General features: G+C 38.8%; 23 protein-coding genes. 1 reads left to right on the top strand and 22 read right to left on the bottom strand.

Translation table 11 applies throughout. The features are described 5' to 3' along the window. Positions 1–15: 15 nt before the first annotated feature. The 21 genes from HHO41_RS08465 to HHO41_RS08365 all read right to left on the bottom strand — a co-directional run bounded on the left by HHO41_RS08465 (position 16) and on the right by HHO41_RS08365 (position 19,651). A complete protein-coding gene (locus tag HHO41_RS08465; protein ID WP_169097433.1) occupies positions 16–915 on the bottom strand; it encodes a hypothetical protein in 900 nt (299 codons plus the stop codon). Between the two features lie 580 nt (positions 916–1,495). Then, positions 1,496–2,785, bottom strand: coding sequence for a 3-phosphoshikimate 1-carboxyvinyltransferase (gene aroA, locus HHO41_RS08460; protein ID WP_169097431.1), 1,290 nt, complete (start codon positions 2,783–2,785; stop codon positions 1,496–1,498). Between the two features lie 32 nt (positions 2,786–2,817). Next, positions 2,818–3,924, bottom strand: a complete 1,107-nt coding sequence (locus HHO41_RS08455; RefSeq protein WP_169097429.1) for a prephenate dehydrogenase — start codon at positions 3,922–3,924, stop codon at positions 2,818–2,820. Positions 3,925–3,954: 30 nt separating this feature from the next. Further along, complete coding sequence (gene hisC, locus HHO41_RS08450; RefSeq protein WP_169097427.1) at positions 3,955–5,058, bottom strand: histidinol-phosphate transaminase; 1,104 nt, start codon at positions 5,056–5,058, stop codon at positions 3,955–3,957. 34 nt (positions 5,059–5,092) lie between these two features. Beyond that, complete coding sequence (gene aroH, locus HHO41_RS08445; RefSeq protein ID WP_169097425.1) at positions 5,093–5,467, bottom strand: chorismate mutase; 375 nt, start codon at positions 5,465–5,467, stop codon at positions 5,093–5,095. 20 nt (positions 5,468–5,487) lie between these two features. After that, positions 5,488–6,558: a 3-dehydroquinate synthase gene (gene aroB, locus HHO41_RS08440; RefSeq protein WP_169097423.1), complete on the bottom strand. Its 1,071-nt coding sequence runs from the start codon at positions 6,556–6,558 to the stop codon at positions 5,488–5,490. Then, positions 6,558–7,730 carry a chorismate synthase gene (gene aroC / locus HHO41_RS08435; RefSeq protein ID WP_169097421.1) on the bottom strand — a complete coding sequence of 391 codons (1,173 nt, stop codon included), beginning with the start codon at positions 7,728–7,730 and terminating at the stop codon, positions 6,558–6,560. The genes aroB and aroC overlap by 1 nt, the downstream gene beginning before the upstream one ends. Positions 7,731–7,956: 226 nt before the next feature. Beyond that, positions 7,957–8,403 carry a nucleoside-diphosphate kinase gene (gene ndk / locus HHO41_RS08430; RefSeq protein ID WP_169097419.1) on the bottom strand — a complete coding sequence of 149 codons (447 nt, stop codon included), beginning with the start codon at positions 8,401–8,403 and terminating at the stop codon, positions 7,957–7,959. Positions 8,404–8,493: 90 nt separating this feature from the next. Then, positions 8,494–9,456 (bottom strand): heptaprenyl diphosphate synthase component II, encoded by a 963-nt coding sequence (hepT, locus tag HHO41_RS08425; protein WP_169097525.1) that lies wholly within the window; start codon positions 9,454–9,456, stop codon positions 8,494–8,496. Between the two features lie 80 nt (positions 9,457–9,536). Then, complete coding sequence (locus HHO41_RS08420) at positions 9,537–10,238, bottom strand: demethylmenaquinone methyltransferase (protein ID WP_169097417.1); 702 nt, start codon at positions 10,236–10,238, stop codon at positions 9,537–9,539. Positions 10,239–10,241: 3 nt separating this feature from the next. Further along, positions 10,242–11,069, bottom strand: coding sequence for a heptaprenyl diphosphate synthase component 1 (locus HHO41_RS08415; protein ID WP_169097415.1), 828 nt, complete (start codon positions 11,067–11,069; stop codon positions 10,242–10,244). 185 nt (positions 11,070–11,254) lie between these two features. Further along, the gene (gene mtrB, locus HHO41_RS08410; RefSeq protein ID WP_169097413.1) at positions 11,255–11,491 is read right to left on the bottom strand and encodes a trp RNA-binding attenuation protein MtrB; all 237 of its coding nucleotides are present in this window, start codon (positions 11,489–11,491) and stop codon (positions 11,255–11,257) included. 202 nt (positions 11,492–11,693) lie between these two features. Continuing rightward, positions 11,694–11,966: an HU family DNA-binding protein gene (locus HHO41_RS08405; protein WP_147533792.1), complete on the bottom strand. Its 273-nt coding sequence runs from the start codon at positions 11,964–11,966 to the stop codon at positions 11,694–11,696. Positions 11,967–12,359: 393 nt separating this feature from the next. Next, positions 12,360–13,838, bottom strand: coding sequence for a stage IV sporulation protein A (spoIVA, locus tag HHO41_RS08400; protein ID WP_169097411.1), 1,479 nt, complete (start codon positions 13,836–13,838; stop codon positions 12,360–12,362). 286 nt (positions 13,839–14,124) lie between these two features. After that, positions 14,125–14,835: a hypothetical protein gene (locus tag HHO41_RS08395; RefSeq protein WP_169097409.1), complete on the bottom strand. Its 711-nt coding sequence runs from the start codon at positions 14,833–14,835 to the stop codon at positions 14,125–14,127. Positions 14,836–14,863: 28 nt separating this feature from the next. After that, positions 14,864–15,061 carry a DUF2768 domain-containing protein gene (locus HHO41_RS08390; protein WP_169097407.1) on the bottom strand — a complete coding sequence of 66 codons (198 nt, stop codon included), beginning with the start codon at positions 15,059–15,061 and terminating at the stop codon, positions 14,864–14,866. A 296-nt stretch (positions 15,062–15,357) separates the two neighbouring features. After that, a complete protein-coding gene (locus HHO41_RS08385) occupies positions 15,358–16,419 on the bottom strand; it encodes an NAD(P)H-dependent glycerol-3-phosphate dehydrogenase (RefSeq protein WP_169097406.1) in 1,062 nt (353 codons plus the stop codon). Positions 16,420–16,433: 14 nt separating this feature from the next. Continuing rightward, a complete protein-coding gene (gene der / locus HHO41_RS08380; RefSeq protein ID WP_169097405.1) occupies positions 16,434–17,744 on the bottom strand; it encodes a ribosome biogenesis GTPase Der in 1,311 nt (436 codons plus the stop codon). A 214-nt stretch (positions 17,745–17,958) separates the two neighbouring features. Beyond that, a complete protein-coding gene (locus HHO41_RS08375) occupies positions 17,959–18,144 on the bottom strand; it encodes a capping complex subunit for YIEGIA (protein ID WP_169097404.1) in 186 nt (61 codons plus the stop codon). Continuing rightward, the gene (locus HHO41_RS08370; protein ID WP_169097403.1) at positions 18,141–19,040 is read right to left on the bottom strand and encodes a YIEGIA family protein; all 900 of its coding nucleotides are present in this window, start codon (positions 19,038–19,040) and stop codon (positions 18,141–18,143) included. Before HHO41_RS08370 ends, HHO41_RS08375 begins: the two co-directional genes overlap by 4 nt. Next, positions 19,037–19,651, bottom strand: a complete 615-nt coding sequence (locus tag HHO41_RS08365) for a YphA family membrane protein (RefSeq protein WP_169097402.1) — start codon at positions 19,649–19,651, stop codon at positions 19,037–19,039. The genes HHO41_RS08370 and HHO41_RS08365 overlap by 4 nt, the downstream gene beginning before the upstream one ends. A 102-nt stretch (positions 19,652–19,753) precedes the next feature. Here HHO41_RS08365 and HHO41_RS08360 point away from each other — a divergent pair, with 102 nt between their 5' ends. Further along, positions 19,754–19,909 carry a YpzI family protein gene (locus HHO41_RS08360; RefSeq protein ID WP_169097401.1) on the top strand — a complete coding sequence of 52 codons (156 nt, stop codon included), beginning with the start codon at positions 19,754–19,756 and terminating at the stop codon, positions 19,907–19,909. A gap of 49 nt (positions 19,910–19,958) precedes the next feature. Here HHO41_RS08360 and fni read toward each other — a convergent pair whose 3' ends face one another. Further along, positions 19,959–21,014, bottom strand: a complete 1,056-nt coding sequence (gene fni, locus HHO41_RS08355; RefSeq protein WP_169097400.1) for a type 2 isopentenyl-diphosphate Delta-isomerase — start codon at positions 21,012–21,014, stop codon at positions 19,959–19,961. Between the last annotated feature and the right edge of the window lie 8 nt (positions 21,015–21,022).

Below are 21,022 nucleotides of genomic sequence, written 5' to 3'. Positions count from 1 at the left end.
ATTCCTTTCTAATGCCTAAATTGAATAATATGAAGGCTTGGTGACCATCACTTGTTCGCCAAAACCAGATTGAAATTGCGTCATACTGGCTACACGGATTAAATTGCCCCGATGCACAGTTATCACCAATCTATGATTATGATAAAGAAACATGTCCAATTCTTCAACATGCGTGCCTCCGGGCTCCTCCATCATATACATATTATAACTTAATTCACCGCCTTGAAGCAGGTTTGCTTTTATAGGGTAAATTCCCATTTTGGCAAGATCACACTTTGAGATAGGCTGTTGCGGCTTTAGTTCGTCGCAAACGGAAGGGAGTTTTTCAATCACAATAACCTTCTTCCACGCCTCCCTAGTTTGCTTATACTCTGATGTCTTAACATTAAAAACAGGAATTAATGGACAGTTATACGGAAACATCGCTTCACGAATCCAACCCCATGGGACAGTGGAAAGCTCATCACGATTGGCAATCTCAACAAAAATAGCTGGCACTTTTTCTTTCTTACATTTTCTAATGAATGATGGGGTTAACAATCGAACTGGAATTCTCACAGCCACAATATAATCAATTGGACTTGTATTTAATTGTGTTCGCTTTCGTTTCATTTGTTGATGGAATTGTGATTCGTATTCCATGGTTGTCGTTGTTAAAATGACTGTGCAGCCCTTATTAATAAAACGATCTAAATAAAATTGTTTCGTTTCCTGAAACGGTATGTTCTCAGGTAAATGATGCTCCAGAAAAACATAAGTTGGTGTCATGATAAAGGAACTGGCATCCATTCTCATATGGGTGAGTCGATTGGCCGAAGTGAGACGTGAGGCGATTTTGTTCTGTTTAATCAAAAAAGCGGTTTTTGTAAGCGTTTTATCAGCTAGTACGTTGGCATTTTCAATCACATAAGTCATAAAACCACCCTCTTTAAAAACGGTCTTATGACAAGCTATGAAGATAAATTGAAAATATGTATTCTTTTTAATAATAGGCTAGGCTTTATTAAACGTGCTGTTGATTTCCGTTCCAGGCGCTTCGCTTTCCGCGGGGCGGGCGGTGAGCCTCCTCGGCGCTTTGGCGCCTGCGGGGTCTCACCTGTCCCGCTGCTCCCGCAGGAGTCTTCACGCCTTCCACTTCAATCAACATTGCCACAAAACAACATTCTGCTTTACCACAGCCTAATTATTATTCCATGTTGATTTTCGTGAAGGAATGAGCCTTAATAAGCGGAGAATTTCCGTCTAATGTAAAAAAAGGAAGCCCAAATAGCCAAAATAAGTGGAAGTTTTCCGACTATGTAATATAAATAAGACAAAAATTAAAGATTTTGATAACATAACCGGAAAAACTCCGCTTATATTTAAGGAAATATGGGTATTTCCCAATTTAAGCGGAATATCTCCGTTTATTGTTCAAACAAAGCGAACCAACATTCTCGTTTAACAGCGCCTATCATTAAAAGGAGCTGGCATTGTGATACCAGCTCCTGAGTCATTATTGCATTAGTTTATTTAAATGGTCAAAAAATTGTGGGTATGAAACTGAGATGGCTTCTGCATCCTCAAGCGTTACTTCACCTGTTGAAATTAATGCAGCAACTGCTAGCATCATGCCAATTCGGTGATCACCATGACTGGAAACGACACCTGTTCCGAGCGGTGTGCCACCATAAATAATCATGCCATCATCTGTGGCTTCAATCGATGCACCTAGCTTCGTTAATTCTTCAACAACCGTATCGATCCGATTTGTTTCTTTTACTTTTAATTCATGCGCATCCTTGATTACTGTAGTGCCCTTAGCTTGAGTTGCTAACAGTGCAAGTATTGGGATTTCATCAATAAGACGAGGAATCATCTCGCCTTCGATCGTTGTGCCAACCAATTCAGATGTCTTTATGATCATATCACCAGTCGGCTCAAATTGTTCAGCCTCGTTAATCTGTATTGATAGATTTGCTCCCATTTGCTCCATCACATCAATGATCCCTGTTCGAGTAGGATTTAGCCCCACATTCTTCAGAACAATCTCACTGTTAGGGACAATCGCACCTGCTACCATGAAAAATGCAGCTGAAGAGATATCTCCTGGAACATTTACATGACTAGCTATAAGCTCCTGACCGCCATGAATCGTAATCGAAAGCCCTTCACTTTCGACTTTTCCACCAAACTGGCAAATCATTCGTTCCGTGTGATCTCTTGTTTTTGCCGGCTCGTGTATAATAGTTGCCCCTTCTGCCTGTAAACCCGCAAATAAAATCGAGGATTTAACCTGAGCGCTAGCGACTGGTAATGTGTATTCAATCCCTGATAATTGACCACCACGAATCGAAATGGGTGTGAACTCTCCCGATTTTTTCCCGTCAATCTTTGCTCCCATTAACGTTAATGGTTTTACGACCCGCGTCATTGGACGTCTACCGATTGAGTGGTCGCCAACTAATACATTATGGAAGGGACGCCCTGCGAGAATCCCCATTAATAATCGTATTGTCGTCCCAGAATTTCCGACATCCAAAATCTCTGATGGTTCAATTAGACCGTTTAGACCCTTCCCATAAATCGTAACCTTATCCACTTCTTGTTCAATCGTAACACCAAGTTTTCGAAAGCAGGAAATCGTACTTAGACAATCATCTCCAAGCAAAAAGTTGGTCACTGTAGTGGTTCCATTTGCAATGGCGCCAAACATTACGGCACGGTGCGAAATTGATTTATCCCCAGGGATTAGGATTTCTCCCGATAAACCAGTTGCGTTAGTATGTAGTTGAATATGCCCCATTTTTATCACCCTTTTTACAAAAAAAGTTATCATTAAGGTCCTACTGAAGTATCAAAAATCGTATACTTCTTAATGCAATTATCTGCTCGTTGACGATCTTCATCTGTTTGGAAACTAATAACCAAGATACCGTAAACCTCTTCACGTGTCTCTCGAATTCTAATATTGGTAATACTGATATTTTCTTTTGCTAAATAGCCAGTAATTTCTGAAATAACCCCTGGATAGTCAGGGATATCAACAAACAAATCGTAGAATGCAGGGATTGCCCCTTTATCTTTGATCGGCATTTCATCCCTAAATTGTTTTGCGCTTAAAAAATAATGATAGATTGCATCCCCATTCTCATTTTCAAGCATAGAGGTCACTTTCTTCATTTCATTAATCCAATCCTGAAAAATGTCTAATAGCACAGGCTTATTGTGCAATAGAATATCTCGCCACATCTCAGGACTACTCGAGGCAATTCTTGTAATATCGCGAAACCCGCCTGCAGCAAGTCTCGTAACAAGTTGCTGCTCCTGGCTTGTGCGCTCAGCCTGATGAACCAATGATGCTGCAATGATATGCGGAAAATGACTGATAACCCCTGTCATGTAATCATGTTCCTCTGGAGAAACAATTAAAAACTTGGCTTTTGTTCCAGATAACCACGCTTTTAAAGTAGCAATCTCTCTTTGGCCAATATCCTCACTAGGTGTTAGCAGATAAAATGCATTCTCAAAGAGAATTTCTTTAGCAGCAGTGACTCCACTTTTATGGGAACCAGCCATTGGGTGACCGCCAATAAAAGTAAATCCCTTCTCAGCAAGGCATCTAGCTGCTTCCACAACTTTTGCTTTTGTGCTACCCGCATCGGTGACAATCACATTTTGCTTCAAGTCCATATTAGCTAGTGACTGAATAATGATTTCTGTCTCTTTTACAGGAGTTGCCAAGATAATTAAATCTGCCTGCATAGCTCCTGCCTTTATATCTACTGTTGTTTCATCGACAACACCAAGCATTTTTGCTAATTTTGCTTGCTGTTCACAAACATCAAAACCGATAATGGTTGACTCCCCATGTGTACGTTTAACAGAAAGAGCCAGGGATCCGCCGATTAACCCCAGCCCTATTACGAATACACGGCCTCTCAATCAGAACACCGCCCTTTTTATTCCCTTTATCTATCTTACTTGTGGACGCTTTGCTTCCAAAAGCTGTTTCATTTCCGCAATCACACCATCATTTTGTTCTTTTGAACCAACGGTTACCCGGACAGCTGTTGGGAAACCTAGTGCCACTCCAGAACGGACAATAAAGCCTCTCTCTAATAAATACTGGAATACTTCATTTCCATCTATTTTGAAGTCAATTAATATAAAGTTTCCTTGTGAAGGAAAATATTCTAAACTTTGTTCTTGGCAGAATTGATAAAACTGCGCAAGGCCTGCTTGATTTTTCAGTTTACACGCTTGAATAAATTCTTGGTCTTCGATAGCAGCAACTGCAGCAATTTGAGCCAGTGTATTAACGTTGAACGGTTCACGAACGGGTTCAAGTGCAGAAATTACCTCGGGATTTGCCACTCCATAGCCGACTCGAAGCGATGCCAAACCATAAATTTTCGAAAAAGTTCGTAGCACAATCAAATTCTTAAATTTATCCAAGAGTGAAATGGAGTTAATGGAATCATCCGCGGTCACATATTCGAAATAAGCTTCGTCTAATACGACTAATACATTTTCTGGAACCCGCTCAATGAAGCTCACTAAACGATCTGAGGGAATGTAAACGCCAGATGGGTTATTAGGTGTACAAACCCAAACTACCTTGGTATTAGCATCAATTGCTTTTAACATACCATCTAAATCGTGTTCCCCATTGATTAAAGGTATTTCACGGAATTCAGCACCTTCAATAACTGCATTATGCTTATATTGTGAGAATGAAGGTGTAGCCATAACTGTGTTTGTACCTGGAGTTAACAGCGAACGGGAGATAATTTGGATTATATTATCAGAGCCATTTCCAAAAATTAATTGCTCAGGCTTTACGTTCAAATGCTTTGTCATAGCTTCTCGCAAATAAGTTGCATGGCCATCTGGATAAATCTCCAATGCCTTCACTGCATTTTGCAGAGTTTCTGTTACTTTTTTTGAGCAACCGTAGGGATTTTCGTTAGATGCTAGTTTTATAATTTTTTCTAATCCATATTCGCGCTTTACAGCATCGGTCGACTTTCCTGGTTGATATGGAGGTAGGTCCAGGATTTGTTCTTTCCATTGCATTACTTTCACCCCATTTATTTTTGAAAATCATGTATTAAGCCTGTTTGGTTATGTTCAAATCTGGGCGTAATATTTCTGCCCCTTCTAAATAAACGTGCATGATATCTTCCTGAACAGTGTTCGTATTTACATGCATCATTACACGAATGCATTTTTTTAATGAAACTGGCACAGGTATTTCTTGCATACACATAACTGGCACGTATCTCCAGCCTTCGATTCCGCGAACCGCTTTAGCCGGAAATGTCGATTTTAGGTCCTCCGTCACTGTAAAGATAATTGAAGCAACCTGATCAGCTTTCATTTGGTTTTCTTCAATCATCTGTCTAATTAATTTTTCTGTTGCTGAGATAATCTCCGCTTCATTATCTTCTTTAACAGTGATAGCCCCTCTCACCCCGCGGATCATTGAAATTTCCCCCTTTATTTCTAAAACTCAGATAAACAAGCTAATAATTGTTCATCTGAAATTTCGTATAAGCATGGTTCCCCTATTTGTTCTAATAAAACAAACTTAACTTTCTGTCCAACTGATTTCTTATCCTGTTTCATTCTGCCAAGTAGCTTCTCCGCAATCAAACCATCAGGAAGGGTTACTTGATATCCTAATTTTTTCAGCCAAAGTTTGAATTCATTCACGTCAAATTCCAGCCCTGTTATTTGCTTGCTAAGTACTAAGGCATAAACCATCCCAATAATAACAGCTTCACCGTGACTCATTTCTCCATAACCACATTCAGCTTCAATGGCGTGGCCTAGTGTATGTCCAAAGTTCAAAAACGCCCTTACACCTGTTTCCTTTTCATCTTGTGCAACAATATGACCCTTTATCTCAATGCCACGAACTAAGGAATGCTGAAGTATCTCATCGTTAATCGTTTTTAGCTCATTTACATTTGATTGTAGCCAATCATAAAAATGAGGGTCTTGAATTAATGCATGTTTTATCACTTCAGCAAATCCGGAACGGATTTCACGCTTAGGCAAGCTTCCTAAGAAGTCCATATCATAAAATACTGCATCAGGCTGATGGAATGCGCCTATCATATTTTTTCCTAGCGGGTGATTAATAGCAACTTTGCCACCAACTGCGCTATCGTGTGCCAAAATCGTAGTAGGTACTTGAATAAATGGAATGCCACGCATATAACTAGCTGCGACAAACCCAGACAAATCTCCTACAACTCCTCCGCCAAAGGAAATAATTAATGATTTACGATCCAACTTTTGCTCGAGAGCAAAAGTTAAGCAATCATAGAAGTGATTAAATGACTTAGCTCCTTCACCACTTGGAACGAGGAATGAGGCAGTATCAAAATTGGATAATTGAGCTTCAAGTATAGCTAAATAAAGTTCCCCAACTGTTTGGTCCGATATGATTAATATAGAAGAAAGCTTAGGATAGCTTTCTTCTATAAATGTTTTAAGGCCAGAGATTACACCCGAACCAATGTAAACAGGATATTGTTTCGAGCTAGTTTGAATCGTCACAGTGTTCATTAAAATTCCCTCGCATACTCACGATACTCACGTACTTGATCAGCTAATTTATCAAAACGGTCTGCATAAAATTGTTCAACAATTGCTGAAGCTAATTCCCATGCAACTGCACTTTCAGCAACTACTGCCGCTGCAGGTACTGCACAGCTGTCAGATCGTTCAATACTAGCAGAAAATGGTTCTTTTGTTTCAATATCAACGCTTTGTAATGGCTTATAAAGTGTCGGAATAGGTTTCATTACGCCGCGAACAATAATCGGTTGTCCTGTCGTCATTCCACCTTCGAATCCACCTAAACGATTCGTTTTTCGAGTATAACCTTCTTCTTGATTCCAAATAATTTCATCATGAACTTCACTGCCCGGCTTTCTCGCTGCTTCAAAACCGATTCCAAATTCAACGCCTTTAAAGGCATTGATACTTACAATCGCTGAAGCAAGCTTGGCATCCAATTTTCGGTCATAGTGAACGTAGCTGCCAACACCTGAAGGCATCCCCTCAACAATGACTTCAACAATTCCACCAATGGAATCTCCGTTTTGCTTGGCATCATCAATTGCTTGCATCATTGCTTTTTCCGCAACAGGATCTACGCAACGTACAGGTGAAAGTTCAGTTTTCTCCTGTAGCTCAGCGATTGATTGATAGCTAATAGTTGTTGCTTTTACTCCGCCAATTTCAATGACATGCGAAGCCATTTCAATTCCAAGTAATGCAAGCAATTTCTTTGCAACAGCACCTGCGGCTACACGAACTGTTGTTTCACGTGCTGAAGATCTTTCTAACACATTTCGCATATCCCGATGACCATATTTTAATGCACCATTTAAATCAGCATGTCCAGGTCGAGGTCTTGAAATTTGTCTTTTCACTTCATTTTCATCTTCAGATGTTAATGGTGCCTGTCCCATAATTTTTGTCCAGTGCTTCCAATCATTATTTTCCACCACTAGAGCAATCGGTGAACCAAGTGTTGCACCATGTCGAACTCCTGACATGATTTCGACAGTATCCTTTTCAATTTGCATTCTGCGGCCACGTCCGTGACCTTTTTGTCTGCGTTGCAATTCTGTATTAATATCCTCTGCAACAAGTGGCATTCCTGCTGGAACACCTTCAATAATAGTGGTCAATTGGGGACCATGTGATTCCCCGGCTGTTAAGTATCTCATTATACTTTCCTCCTTCAACTCATTAAAGGATTATGTCTCAATATAACATACGACATAAAAAATAAAAATAGTAAAAGTTTAAAAATTAAGAAATTTGATTTTAGAATAGTATTTATTGTAGCACGAACTCATTCATCCTGTAAAAAAACTAACAAGTTATCTCAAGATTAGCTGAAAACGTATACAAAAAAAGCACTTGTATTGACTACAAGTGCTAAGATACGGATTAATAAATCCAATCGTTCATTAGTTTACCGTACTCTACTAACTCAGTCTCATTAAAGAACAAGCCGATTTCACGGACTGCACTTTCAGGTGAGTCAGAACCATGAATAATATTTTTTCCAACGGTTACACCGAAATCTCCACGAATTGTTCCTGGAAGAGCATCTTTCGGATTTGTTGCACCCATCATTTGACGAGCTGTTGTGATAACATTTTCACCCTGCCAAACCATTGCAAATACTGGACCAGAGGTAATGAAATCAACTAACTCTCCAAAGAACGGACGCTCTTTATGCTCACCATAGTGCTGTTCAGCAAGTTCGACTGGAATGCTCATAAGCTTTGCCCCAGCTAATTGAAATCCTTTTTTTTCAAAACGTGAAACAATTTCACCAATTAAATTACGTTGAACCCCATCGGGTTTAACCATTAAAAAAGTCTTTTCCATAAAATTCACTCCTAGACACTTATGTATAGTGGACTGTAATTGCTTAACAATCCATGAAAATAGTAACATTTTTTAGAAAAATTCGCAATGTTAGAATTTTCGCTTTCCAATATTAAGAGCAATTTCACGCAAAACCTTTTTCGCCTTGTTCTTAGGGAGTTCCTCTAAAATTTGGAGGGCTTTGTCCAGATAGCGGTCACTAAGCATGAGTGAACGAGAAATCGCATCTGAGTCTTTTACCAAATTAATAATCCGATCGATATCCTTCCGCTCAGTGTTTTCGTTAACTTTGATAATTTCCTGTTTGGTCTCCCAATTTTCCATCGCATAAAGGACTGGAAGAGTGATATTTCCTTGATGAAGGTCTCCACCTGCCGGCTTACCAAGTTCTACTTCGGTTGAGGTAAAATCAAGCACATCATCAATAATTTGAAAGGACATCCCAACAAAATAACCAAATTGAAATAATTTTTTATGAATATCCTCACTAACATTTGCTGCAACGGCACCAAGTTGGCAACTTGCCGCAATGAGCAAGGCCGTTTTTCGTTTTATTCTGCGCAAGTAATCCCGCAAATTTTGACCGTAGCGGTATTTGTCCTTAATTTGTTCAATTTCTCCAAGGCATAGCTCTACCATGGTGTTTGACAATATTTTGTGAGCAACTGGATTATCTATATCTGTCATTAACTCTAAGGACCTTGCAAATATATAGTCACCAGTATACATCGCAATACGATTATCCCACTTGGCCTTAATCGTTTGCTTTCCGCGACGCAATTCTGCATCATCGATGACATCATCATGGACTAAACTTGCTGTATGGATTAGTTCTAAAGTCACTGCAACATTTTTGATAACGTTAATGTCATAGTCACCAAACCTCCCGGCAAGTAAAACGAATACAGGTCTGATTCGTTTTCCTCCCGCCTTTAATAAATGTAGGGATGCTTGGCGCAATAAAGGAGCTTCTGCATTAATAGTCTCTTCAAGCTCTTTTTCAATAACATTCAAATCCGAATTCAAAAATGAATACATTAATTTATATTTCATCATCTTGTATTCACCAGCTTTGAATCTATCTATTTTGTGATTAGCTACTTTCAGGTAACACAGTTAAAAACTTAAAATACTTATTTTTCACCAATATGAACAGCTGCGACACCACCGCTGTATGGTTTGAAGCGTACGCTCTTAAAACCGGCTTGCTCAAACATATTTTTTAACTCAACCATACCTGGAAAATCACGGGCCGATTCCTGTAGCCATGAATATTCCTGATAACTTTTCGCAAAAATCCTTCCAAACAATGGCATAATAAAGCGGAAATAAAAATAATATAACTGCTTAAATCCAAACATAGTCGGTTGTGAGGTTTCTAGGCAAACTGCAATTCCACCTGGCTTTAATACACGCCGCATTTCTTTTAAAACCTGCAAATAATCTGGAACGTTTCTAAGTCCAAAACCAATTGTTACATAATCAAAGCGATTATCTTCAAACGGTAGTTCCATCGCATTACCATGAATTAGGGTCACATTATCCTTGTGCAAGTGTTCCACTTTTTCCTGTCCGATTTTCAACATGTTTTTACTAAAATCAAGACCGAACACTTCACCAGAAGTACCAACAGCATCAGCCATCGCAATAGTCCAATCAGCTGTACCACAACAAACATCAAGTGCCGCTTTCCCTTTTTGGACATTCATCCGTTTCATTGTATCTTTACGCCATCTTTTATGCTGTTGGAAGCTAATCACTGAATTCATTTTGTCATAGTTACCATAAATCTTTTCAAATACTTTATGGACACGCTCTTCTTTTGATTGCTGCATTTCTTACCCTTCTTCCACAAAAGTTTTTACCATGTCATGATGCTCGTCCTTCAACGATTGTATCCGCATTTCAAGTAATTGATTCACAGTTGGCAGCTCCTTTGAAGCTACATCCATTATTTCAATATGATGGCTAATAGCCCTGTCAAAGAATCGCACAATACTTCCATGCTGTTTTACAGATATCACCGTTCCTCGTTGATAATGTTGAATCATGGCTTTCTTCACTGCTTCTGAACAAATCGATGTTCCTGAGGTCATAAATTGTTCACGTTCGAGCAATAATCTCTTTACAAGTAAAAACGATTTAGTAAATGCATCCCACGCTGAGAGCCCGAAAAAATCAGTAATTCTAACATAAAGAGCCCCTTCAATTTTCGCTATATGTTCTATAATTTGTTCCGGATTACTTAGAGGATTGTATTCATGAAGAAGAATTTTTTGCTCGTTGATTTCTTTAATTCCATTCGAGAGTTCACGAATTAATGTAATATTGCCAACGCTTGCCAGATGCTTATAATATAAACCACTAAAATAATCACCGCCCAAAACGGTTAGCTGCTGACTTTTTAAATCATCCTCAATAGAATCGATATGAACATGGTCATGGGTATCAAGGGCTAACTGTATCAACAAGGTTGCCGTTATGTATGTTTGTTTTTCATTATCCGGTATTTTTAGCTGATCAAAAAAAGACATGAGTAATAAAATTTTATCCTCATCAATCATTGGTGCTTGAATATTTTTTATTAAAAAAGGATGGAAAGCTTTTTGACCAATAAGCTCTTTCATCTCAGCTAATCTTGTTTGAATATCATGCAAAATAATCACCCTTGTTTCCCCAAAAGTATATAAATTAAACTCCTAACATAGGAGATACAGTCTTATATAATCAATAAAAAAGTATAGATGAAAGTAATATTTATATAAAATAAAAGCAGTCACAATTATAACATAAAAGCAATACTATTGGGCATACATATTATTTAATAAAACCTTCTCCCAAAAGCCATCACTTATTTTTTTGTCTCGCTTTCAATTTCACCATAACTTGTCATAATCTTAGCATTACCTCTTATTTTGATTGCAGAAGTGTGTTCTGTAAATTGGGCAATTAGCACTTCCCCACGATCAAGTTTTTCTGAGTGATGGAATCTTGTATCAGTACCCCGCGTTAAACCAATGACATTTACACCATCTTCATTTGCTTTAATAACGATATATTCACTATTAAGCGAACTTCTTTTTTCCAATCATTGTCACCCCCTGTGTATTAGTAAATATTATGATTAAAAATATTACCATTTAATTAGTTACATATTAGCATATCCATTTTAACACAAGCAAAGGCGACAAGTTTCGAGTTTAGGACAAAAATTTGTATTCATTGAAAAAGACCGCGGGATTTCCAGCGGTCTTTGAGCTTAAGCATTCGCTCAAGGCAAGTTTATGTAATTATTTAACTGCATCTTTAAGCGCTTTGCCTGGTTTGAAAGCAGGAACTTTGCTAGCAGCGATTTCGATTTCATCCCCAGTTTGTGGGTTACGACCTTTACGAGCAGCACGTTCACGAACTTCAAAGTTTCCAAAACCGATTAATTGTACTTTATCACCGTTTTTAAGGGCTTCAAGAATGGTATCAAATACAGCATCAACTGCTTTTGTTGCGTCCTTCTTAGAAAGTTCACTAGCCTCAGCTACTGCGCTGATTAGTTCTGTTTTGTTCATGCTTTTCACCTCCTCCCGAAAGTGTTCGTTTCAGTAAAAATAGGTTTCTACCTACATTTCTAAACAATATTGCAGAATTTTATACGTCATGATGAATATTTATTTATCTTCATTCCCTATATTAAGAAAATTAGATAAAAAAGTATTTTGAGCCGCTTAAAACCCTTTATTGATAAGGTTTTTAGCTATCATAACGCTAATTCTGTTAAAAGATTATCACAATCAAAACCGCTAATCAAGATGATTCCGCGAAATAATGGGAATCTTTTCATCTTCTGAAACATATTTGTAATAACTTTTTCACCTTTTCCCTATTTACAATGTAAATTTGGATGTTTTTGTAATATAAGAAAGGCTGACATAGAGATGTCAGCCAGTAAAATTTATCGGTTTTTATAAAATGATCGCAATCAGCCCGCCTGAACCTTCATTGATGATCCGTTCTAGCGTTTCTTTTAATTTATATCTTGCATTCTCCGGCATGAGCGAAAGTTTTGCTTGAATTCCCTCGCGGACGATGGAGCTTAAGCTTCTACCGAAAATATCTGAATTCCAAATTGAAAGTGGATCATCTTCAAAATCCTGCATTAAATAGCGAACTAATTCCTCACTTTGCTTCTCAGTTCCGATAATCGGTGCAAATTCCGATTCCACATCAACTTTAATCATATGAATGGATGGTGCAACAGCCTTTAGTCTCACACCAAAGCGTGAGCCTTGGCGGATGATTTCAGGTTCATCCAGGCTCATATCGGCGAGTGAAGGTGCAGCGATGCCGTAGCCAGTTTGTTTCACCATTTTTAGCGCCTCGGAAACCTGGTCATATTCGGTTTTTGCATGGGCAAAGTCCTGCATTAATTCAAGCAAATGATCTTTACCTCGAATTTCCACACCGACAATCTCCTTCAATACTTCATCATATAAGTCATCCGGTGCATACAAGTCAATTTCGGCAACGCCTTGCCCCATTTCGATACCTGCAAGCCCGGCTTGATCAATAAATTCAAAGTCGCTAAACTGGTGAACAACCCGGTCCACATCTCTTAATCTTTTAATATCTTTAACTGTTTCTTTTACTGCCTCCTGATAGCTTTCACGAAGCCAGTGACTCTCCTTAAGCACCATTACCCAGCTTGGAAGATTTACATTCACCTCTAGCACTGGAAACTCATATAATGCCTCACGTAGTACATTCATGACATCAGATTCCCGCATGCTTTCCACACTCATTGCCAATACTGGGATGTCATATTTCTCAGCTAATTCAGTGCGTAGGGCCTCCGTATTAGGATGATGTGGCTGCGCACTGTTTACAATCATGATAAACGGCTTACCAACTTCCTTAAGTTCATCAATCACGCGTTCCTCAGCTTCAATGTAATTCGAGCGAGGGATTTCTCCAATGGTTCCATCTGTGGTGATAACTACGCCGATAGTAGAATGCTCTTGGATGACCTTTCTCGTCCCAATTTCCGCTGCTTCATGAAATGGGATAGGCTCTTCATACCATGGTGTTGTAATCATCCGCGGACCATTTTCGTCTTCATATCCCTTTGCGCCTGGTACTGTATAGCCAACACAGTCCACCAATCGAATATTAACTTCAAGACCTTCGTCTACATGAACGGAGGAGGCTTGATTTGGGACAAATTTGGGTTCAGTTGTCATGATCGTTTTTCCGGCAGCACTTTGTGGTAATTCGTCTTGTGTACGAGCACGTTCGGCTTCACTTCTGATGTTTGGTAGCACAACGAGTTCCATGAATTTTTTGATAAATGTTGATTTCCCAGTGCGTACAGCCCCTACAACGCCTAGGTAAATGTCGCCGCCAGTCCGTTCGGCAATATCTTTAAAAATATCTATCTTTTCCAAATGATCCCCTCCTGATTCTTGAGTAAGTGGGATAAGAATATCCTGTTCATTGCTTGTTAGGTATTATAAGACACTATATATTTATGATGTTGTCCTACCATCTTATGACTATTTTATTTAGTTTTTTACCTCCTTGCCTTAAACTTATCAAAGGGAAGTCATTTCGTTTCATGTAGCTGATTTTAAAGCAACAGGTTTTCTAAATAAAAAACCCTTCTCCTACAATATATTTTGTAGTAAAAGGGTTATGACTAATTTATCGGTTGGTCGTTAATTGCTTATTCTATTATGGTTCCAAGAAGATTGGATCTTTTGAATTTTCATCAATCGTATACGGCAGTGAATACGCTGGTACAAAATAGGAATTTTTCGTGAGTAATTCACGAATATCATCGCCTGGTTTATACGAGTGCTCATTTTTTTGTAAAAGTTCATATAAATCACTGCGATAATCTACATATATTTCTGCGTTTCCATCAATCACCAGCGGAAGATTTTTTTGTGTAATGGGACTCACAACAAATGGCTCTTCTTTAAAGCCCAATTTTTTATAGTCCAACGTAAAAACATTATTGGTGATTTTTTCCTTAAATGGCGGATAACCTTGCGTTTGGATTCTAATTTTAATGTCTCTGATGGTTTCAGCCATCCGAACATCTAATAGTTTAACAGTCGGATTAGTTTCCACATCAATTAAGACATATTGGAAAATCCCGCCACTTTCAAAGGCATTACCAGGCGGTTCAGCCATAAATTTTGGAGAAATTTTCTTGAAATCAATCGGATACTTCTGATAAATCGGGGTATCTGCTTCTTTCGTCTTGATTGGTAGAATACCGTTATTTGCTTCACGAAATTGGTTGACTGCTGATTGGACTGCTTTGATTTGATCCTCATATGGAATCTTATTTTGTGCTAGTTCATCCTCAGGATACATACAGGCAGTTAACGCAAAACTAACCAGCAAGATCAGGAAAAATGGTATGATTTTTTTCATTTTCTCAACCCTTGCTACTATGTATTTTTTATTCAGTTGGTCCACTTAAAACAACAAAAAGAATGATAAGTCCGGATAAAATCATTAATCCATAGGCAACAATGGCAGTAATAGCTTTAAAAAACCCCTTTAACTTGAAGCGACTAAGATAAATAAACCCCAATGACAAAAACATTAAACCCATTCCCGCTAACGAAATCCACATTTTTACTAAAGCCGGTGACATTCTCCACACTCCTTTATTCGAAATGTATTATATCACACGAAATTAATAAAAAAATAACATTTCGACTTTTTCTGATAAGAATCACTCATTTTCCTGCTGTTTGGCATCATCCAATCGCAGGAAATGAGTGATTTATGACGGATGAGGTCAAAAAAATACTGAAGTAAAGATGGGGCATTATCTTTACTTCAGTTTATTTGACTAAAACACCCAAACACCGGTTCAATTTACCAGTTGCTTCGTTGCATTGTATGCAAAAAAGGCTAATAAGTATCATCTAAATGCCTATAAAATCATTAATTTATTGAATCTGTTGATCTTTCATCTAAAATATTTACGAGATCTTCCATTTCGTAAGTTTTCATTCGTCCCATTAACGATTCAACACCCACCTTAGGGTTTAAGCCGTTAAAGAGAACATCATATAATACATTGGTAATCGGCATACTTACATCATATTTTTGTGATAATTGATATGCTGCTTTAGTGGTACGAACCCCTTCTACTACCATTCCCATATTATCTAATACTTCGTCAAGACTTTTACCTTTGCCTAGCATATTTCCAGCTCGCCAATTCCGGGAATGAACACTAGTACAGGTCACAATTAAATCGCCAATTCCCGCTAATCCAGAAAAAGTTAATGGGTTCGCACCCATTTTAGTACCGAGACGAGCGATTTCTGCTAAACCACGAGTCATTAATGCTGCTTTAGCATTATCTCCAAAGCCCAGGCCATCGGATATACCAGCAGCTAATGCGATGATATTCTTCAAAGCACCACCGATTTCGACACCAACGACGTCGGGGTTAGTATATACACGGAAATTAGAATTGATGAACAAATCCTGGATACCCTCTGCTGCTACCATATTTCGGGAAGTAACAGCAACAGTTGTTGGGTGCCGCAGACTCACTTCCTCTGCATGACTTGGACCAGAGAGTACAACAACGTCCTGTAATAAAGCTTTATCCATTTCCTGTTCAATAATTTCCGAAATTCTCAATAATGTATCAGGTTCAATTCCCTTACTAACATGAACAATCGTTAAAGGATCTGGCTTACAATCTACAATTTTTCTAATGACTTCCCTGATCGCCTTGGTTGGTACAGCTAATATGATGATGTTAAGGTCGGATAATGCATCAGAAAGGGATGAATAGCCCTTAATAGTCGTTGGAAGCTCGATGTCTGGAAGATATTTCTTGTTCGTATGCGAATGATTTATTTCATCAATTTGAGCTTCATTATGGCCCCAAAGGCGTACTTCGTGGCCGTTATCACTAAGCACAATAGCCAGCGCTGTTCCCCAGCTTCCAGCTCCGATCACCGCAACTTTTTCCTTCTTTCTGTTCATCAATATCCCCCCTACTATTTTCTTTCCCTAGGAAAGATTTTAATCGGTGTTCCTTCGAATCCAAATGCATCGCGGATGCGGTTCTCTAGAAAGCGCTCATATGAAAAATGAAGCAATTCCGGTTCATTAACAAAAACCACAAATGTCGGCGGTTTGACCGAAACCTGTGTCATATAATAAATTTTAAGGCGTCTTCCCTTATCAGTCGGCGTCGGATTCATCGCCACAGCATCCATAATGACATCATTTAACACTGTTGTTGGCACTCGTTTCGAATGATTTTCACTAGCAATGTCAATCATTGGAATTAGTGTATGAATCCGCTTTTTCGTTTTGGCTGAAAGGAATACAATAGGGGCATAATCTAAGAACAGAAAATGCTCACGAATCTTCTGCTCAAAATCCTTCATTGTTTTTTCATCTTTTTCGACTGCATCCCATTTATTTACAACAATGACAACAGCCCGTCCGGCTTCATGTGCGTACCCAGCAATTTTCTTATCATGATCGATGATACCCTCTTCAGCGTTAATTACAACTAGCACCACATCAGAACGTTCAATTGCCCGCAATGCTCTCAGGACACTGTATTTTTCAGTTGTCTCATACACTTTACCCTTTTTTCTCATACCGGCAGTGTCAATGATAATGTATCTTTGACCATTTACAGTCACATCAGAGTCAATCGCATCCCGAGTAGTTCCAGCAATGTCACTAACAATTACCCGTTCCTCCCCTAACATCGCATTGACTAACGATGACTTCCCTACATTCGGACGGCCAATTAAACTAAATTTAATGACATCATCACCATATTCCTTGTCCTTGGTATTAGGAAAATGCTTAGCAGCTTCATCTAATAAATCCCCCAGCCCCAATCCGTGGGATCCGGAAATAGGAAAAGGATCTCCAAAACCCAATGCATAAAAATCATAGATTTGGTCGCGCATTTCTGGGTTGTCCACCTTGTTTACAGCGAGAACAACTGGTTTTTTCGTTTTATAGAGTATTTTAGCAACTTCTTCATCTGCTGCTGTAACTCCCTCTCTTCCGTTTGTGATAAAAATAATGACATCAGCCTCATCAATTGCTATTTCGGCCTGTTGGCGAATTTGCTCTAAGAACGGCTCATCGCCAATATCAATTCCACCCGTATCAATAAGATTAAAGTCGTGTGTTAACCACTCAGCTGAGCTGTAAATACGATCACGTGTCACACCAGGAATATCTTCAACAATTGATATACGTTCACCGACAATACGATTAAAAATCGTTGATTTTCCAACATTCGGGCGCCCAACAATGGCTACTACTGGTTTTACCAAAAAAACCACCCTTTCTTTTCCTTGCCTAAAAACATTATGACAAAAATTTATAAAATATCAAATTCATTAGGTTATCAAGACTATACATTTTAGTCTTATATGGCACCACTCTTCTTACATTCATAAGAAAAGAACCCTTCTGCATGAGAAGGGTCTAACTACAATAGTGTATCAAAGGAAAAACTTCCAAGCAATGATAATCTTGGTTTATCACTCAATGTTTAACAATAATAATCAATTCCTCTGATAGCGCATGGGCAATACCATCAAGAATCGCTTCAAGATTTGCCCCGATGTACTCCATTTCCTCTTTTGTTTCGCATTGAAATACATTTGTTCCAAACGGGATCTTCTTAATATTCGTTGTCACTACAGCTAAAATATATTTGTCAACTGTCATTTATCCGATCCTCCTGCTGGTTCCACCTTTTTACGTTCTGTAGGCATTCGAATCGCATTCTCGAGAGTTGGGACTGCACCAATAATTTTTATCGCTTTTTCAATATCCTTTTCCTGCGGAAGCACAAAAACGCCAATTCTCCCATCATCTAAGTCTCTTTTAGCCAAAGGGACTAAGGCCGGTGTACCCGAGTCACGATAAACGCCCAACGCTGTTGAAACATCATGAAGGATTGCTTGACGTTGTCCGAGGTTGGCTAGTGTCGCTCTGGCATCAAAGCTTTTGGGCTTAAGGATAAAGCCCATACCATACCTTAATACCTCTTCCTGACGTTTCGGCAAACCAATGTTCATAATATAAATATTATCTACATATAATCCTGCACCTTCAAATCTTGGTTGAACAAACTCTATTTCAACTATATCTCTGATTTTCCCACCAGACATAAGCGAACGAGATATAAAAATAGAAATGATACCTGCAAGTAAACCAACCCAAATGTTTACGAGTAAATAACCCATCGTTGAAACTAAAGAAGTGAAAATCACCAAATAATTCCGACTCTCAAAAGCAATCGCAATCCCTTCAATGTAAGTTGCACCCCGAGGCACCATTTCATAACGATCCAACTCCGCTAGCGTATTACGCTCCATATTGCGAACTTCTCGAAACTGGCTAGCAGCAATTGTTAAAAAAGTAATGGCTGTAAACTCTTCCTCTAAGATTGAAGGAATCGCGACAGTACCCAACCCAGCAGCAATAAATCCTAACGCAACATGGATGATTTTTCCATGCAAATAGGTGGGATATTGTCGATAATCTGTCCTAAGCATATAGATTCTAGATATGGTGCCAATCACAACGCCAAAAGCAATTGGCAAGGTGTATTCAGTCATGTTGATTTTTGTTTCCCCCTTATGTGCGTATTTACATATTGATCCATATTCACAAGAATCATTTCCGCAATACTCCATATAAATAATGCGGCAAGGCTTGTAGCAAATACATCTTGGAATGCACCTGAGCCGATATTATAGTCAATACCAATCCTTTGTAAAACCATCGAGAAAATCATATCACCTTGAACCATCCCGACGATAAGTATGTAAGCTCGGTTCCATTTTAACTGCTGTAGTAACACACACAAATAGCAAAGAATCACACCCAAGAGCCAGTTTCTATCAAACAACACCCATACTGGATCGTACAATTCAAACAGTAAAAAGCTTGCATAAGCCATCATGATGATATAGGAACAGATAAACGTGTAAAGAATCGGTCCTTTTGATAATTTCACGATTTGCATAATAGCAAAGAAATAAAAAATGAAGAGTGATGCATTAACCCGAAATTCAAAAATCTCTATGTGATATGGATTGAGAATGATGGCAATTAAACCACACAAAGATATGTTAAGACGATATGCCTCGCTCCGTTTCATGAAAAATGTTGCAATAATCCAAAATATCCAAGCGACCCAATAAAACAGTATTCCTTCGATAGACACTCCCTCCTAACATTTCCATTATTGGTCATGTTTATGTACTTCATTCACAAACGAATGAAACATTTAAGATTGATTCATGTTAAGAGGAGGAGGTGGTTTAAGATGGGTAAGGATCGCCAAGAAAAAAAGCTGAGAAAAAGTCACAGATCGGAACCAGATCGCGATCAAGCGCTTCATTATCCCGGGTCGACAAAAATGTCTAGCCCAGAAGAAGCTAGAAAATTAAATGATTCTAAGCATAGTTTAGAGAATGAATAAGAAAAAGCTCGTCGGCTTTTGCGACGAGCTTTTTTATTATGATAAAGTTTTAACAGCGTTGGCTATATTGCTTTGTATCAATCCCTCGCTCAGTTAACCAATGATGGGTATTCCCAGAAATGACAATAGGAACTGACTGCAGCTCCGCAATAGTCTTTGCTCCTAAAGCGGTCATAATAATTGCAAGTTCCTGATGAATTTGGCTCACCTCAGTCATTAATGGCTCGATCCCCTGCTCTAATAATATCTTGAGAAAACGGCCAGCGACTCCAATTGCAGACGCTCCTAAAGCTATTGCCTTAACGGCATCGAGGCTTGTCCGTATACCCCCTGAACCGATTATCGAAAATTGTTCATAACAGCTTTTAGCTTCCGCAATCGAAGCACTTGTAGGAATTCCCCAATCGTTAAAAAATTCAAGCGGCTTCTGATTACGGCGCTCATTTTCGATTTTTGCAAAATTCGTCCCACCAAAACCACCAACATCAACGGCTGCAACACCAATTGAAGCCAATGCTTTGACAGTTTCGCGACTCATGCCAAATCCAACTTCCTTTACAATTACCGGTACCTTAACCTGATGGACGATTGATTCAATTCTTGAAAGAGCACCGCTAAAATCGCGATCCCCTTCAGGCATCGTTAATTCCTGAATAGCATTTACATGTATTTGCAAAGCATTAGCCTCGATGATATCGACGGCTTGCTTTGCCTGATCAGCGGTAGCCTCCCAGCCTATATTACCAAAAATAATACCTTTAGGATTTAGCTTACGAACAATTCGAAAGCTTTCCTCCTCGCGTTTATCTTTGATTGCTGCCATTTGCGAACCTACTGCCATCGCCAAATTCATCTCTTTTGCCACAAGCGCCAAATGCTGATTAATTTTGAAGGTATGATTACCTCCTCCACCTGTCATTGCATTTATAAAAATTGGTGAACTTAGCAAGAGTTCACCAATTTTTGTGGATATATCAATTTGATCCAGACTTGTGTCAGGGAGACTTCGATGAACAAAAGCAATATCCTCAAAACTATTTTGTCTTTCCTTGGCTGTTGAAACAGCCAAACGGATATGATCCCATTTTCGTTCAGATCTAGTCACGTATTATC

Source organism: Bacillus sp. DNRA2, assembly GCF_012843265.1.
Taxonomy (GTDB): domain Bacteria; phylum Bacillota; class Bacilli; order Bacillales; family Cytobacillaceae; genus Bacillus_BU.
Note: the sequence above shows the minus strand (reverse complement) of the source record. Positions and strands in the feature narration are given on the sequence as shown.